The sequence below is a fragment of the Actinocorallia lasiicapitis genome (assembly GCF_054778695.1).
This window is the reverse complement of sequence record NZ_BAAGZI010000561.1, coordinates 1-2,818: the sequence shown is the minus strand read 5'-3', so window position 1 is coordinate 2,818 and position 2,818 is coordinate 1. Positions and strand designations below refer to the sequence as shown.

Genomic DNA, 2,818 nt, shown 5'->3' with positions numbered 1-2,818 from the left:
GTGAGCGCGATCGTGTGGAGGCCGGCGTCGAGGAGCGCGGGGTGCAGGCCGAAACCGCTCGCGGCGACGCCGTCCGGCAGGACGACCTCCGCGAACACCTCGTCGCCTGACCGCCACGCGGCGCGCAGCCCGCGGAAGACCGGACCGTAGGCGAGGCCGCCTTCCGCCAGCCCGTCGTAGAGGCCGTCGAGCGGGATCGGTTCACCGCCCGCAGGCGGCCACGAGGCCGTCCAGGCGGACGGGGCCGCCGACCCGGCGGTCAGGGTTCCGGTGGCGTGCCTGGTCCAGGGCAGGTCGGCGGCCTCCTCGCCGCGAGAGAACACCTCGACGGCGCGATACGGCCCGTCCTCAGGCCCGACGACCACCTGGACGGCGACACCACCGTGCTCAGGCAGCACGAGAGGCGCTTCCAGCGTGAGTTCCTCGATCCGCGCCAGCCCGACCTGGTCGCCGGCCCGGATCACGAGCTCCACGAACCCGGTCCCCGGGAAGATCACGGTGCCTGCGACAACGTGGTCGGCGAGCCACGGCTGCGTGTCGACCGACAGCCGTCCGGTGAGGACGACCCCGTCGGTCCCGGCGAGTGCCACGGCCGCACCGAGCAGCGGATGCCCGGCGGCGTCCAGCCCGATCGAGACGGGATCCCCGCCCGCAGCAGGGTCCGTCAGCCAGTAATGCCGCTGCTCGAACGCATAGGTCGGCAGCTCGACCCGGCTCGCGCCGGAACCTTCGAACAGCCGCTCCCAGCCGACCCGAACCCCCGCCGTGTGGAGCCGCCCCACCGCCGCCAACACGGACTCCGCCTCAGGCCTCCCCTTGCGAACCGCCGCCGCCAACACGACATCCGCCGCCGCCAAAGACTGCTGAGCCAGCGAGACGAGCACCCCATCAGGCCCGATCTCCAGAAAACGAGTAACGCCTTCCCCTTCGAGATACCGAACCCCGTCAGCGAACCGCACCGCCTCCCGAACATGCCGCACCCAGTAATCCGCAGCCGCCACATCAGCCACACCACCGGTCACATTCGACACCACCGGAATCCCCGGCGACTGGAAGACCAGACTTTCGGCAGTCCGACGGAATTCTTCGAGCATCGGCTCCATCAACGGCGAATGAAACGCGTGCGACACCCGCAACCGGGTCGTCTTCCGCCCCCGCGCGACAAAGACGTCCACGACCCCTTCGACCGCGTTCTCATCCCCCGAGACCACCACCGAACGCGGCCCGTTCACCGCCGCAATCCCCACAGCACCAGTGACCAGCGGCAGCACCTCATCCTCGGTCGCCTCGACCGCGACCATCACCCCACCCTCAGGAAGCGCCTGCATCAGCCGACCCCGCGCGGCCACCAAACAAGCCGCGTCCGGCAACGACAGAACCCCGGCAACGTGGGCCGCACCGATCTCCCCAATCGAATGCCCCGCCACAAAATCCGGACGCACCCCCCACGACTCCAACAAACGGAAGAGAGCGACCTCGAACGCGAACAACCCAGCCTGCGTGTAAACGGTCTGGTCCAACGCCCCCGCGTCCCCCCACACCACCTCACGCAGCGAACGACCCACCAAGCCGACCCCACCGGCCTCGACCGCCCGACCCGGCAGACCTGCAACGCCTCCGGCGCTCTCACCGAGCGGACTTTCCGCAGCGGCGCCAACCGCCTCAGCGTCGGCCGACCGATCCAGCGGGCCCCCGTCGGCCCAGGATGGGAGGGCTGCTTCGTCGTGGAGGGTCCTGTGCGGGGGGCGGGTGAGGTGAGTGTCCAGCTCGGTGCAGACCGCGTCGAAAGCCTCGGCGAAGGTCGGGAACGCTTCGTACAGGTCGCGGCCCATGCCCAGGCGTTGGCTGCCCTGGCCGGAGAAGAGGAAAGCCAGCCGCCCTGCGGGGTCAGCCTTGCCGCGGACGGTGTTGGGAGCGAGGGTGCCGTCAGCCAGTGCGGCCGGGCCGTGTGGTGATTCGTCTGCGGTGAGGGAGGCCAGGCCCGCGAGGAGTTCTGTGCGGTCCGTGCCGACGATCAGCGCGCGGTGGTCCAGGAGCGTCCGGGTGGTTGCCAGTGAGAACGCCACGTTCAGGAGGTTCAGATCGGGGCGTTCGGTGATGAAGGCGTGCAGGCGGGCGGCCTGTGCTGCCAGGGACTCCGGGGTTTTTCCGGAGATGAGCCACGGCAGTGCGGCAGGGCGCGACGGGGCAGGGGTGGGAAGCTCCGCGGGCACGTGCTCGATGATCACGTGGGCGTTGGTGCCGCTGATGCCGAACGACGACACTCCCGCCCGGCGCGGGCGGCCGGTGTCCGGCCACTCGCGGGCTTCGGTCAGGAGACGGACGTCGCCGGCGGTCCAGTCCACCTGCGGGGTCGGCTCGTCGGCGTGCAGGGTCTTCGGCAGCAGGCCGTGGCGCATCGCCTCGACCATCTTGATGATGCTGGCCGCGCCGGCCGCCGCCTGTGTGTGGCCGATGTTCGACTTCACCGAGCCGAGCCACAGCGGGGAACCGTCGGGACGGCCCTGGCCGTAGGTCGCCAGCAGCGCCTGCGCCTCGATCGGGTCGCCCAGAGTGGTTCCGGTGCCGTGGGCGTCGACGGCGTCCACGTCGGCAACGGTGAGCCCGGCGGTGGCGAGCGCCTGACGGATCACGCGCCGCTGCGACGGGCCGTTCGGCGCGGTCAGCCCGTTGGACGCGCCGTCCTGGTTGACCGCGCTCCCCCGGACGATCGCGTGCACCCGGTGGCCGTTGCGGACGGCGTCCGACAGTCGTTCGACGAGCAGCACGCCGACGCCCTCGCCCCACGCGGTGCCGTCGGCGTCCGCCGCGAACGCCT

Annotated in this window: 1 protein-coding gene; it reads right to left on the bottom strand. The window is 71.1% G+C overall.

Annotated features, from left to right (window positions below; translation table 11 throughout):
* The coding region (locus tag ACYVE7_RS32115; RefSeq protein WP_460370090.1) for a type I polyketide synthase at positions 1 to 2,818 on the bottom strand (2,818 nt) is incomplete at both ends.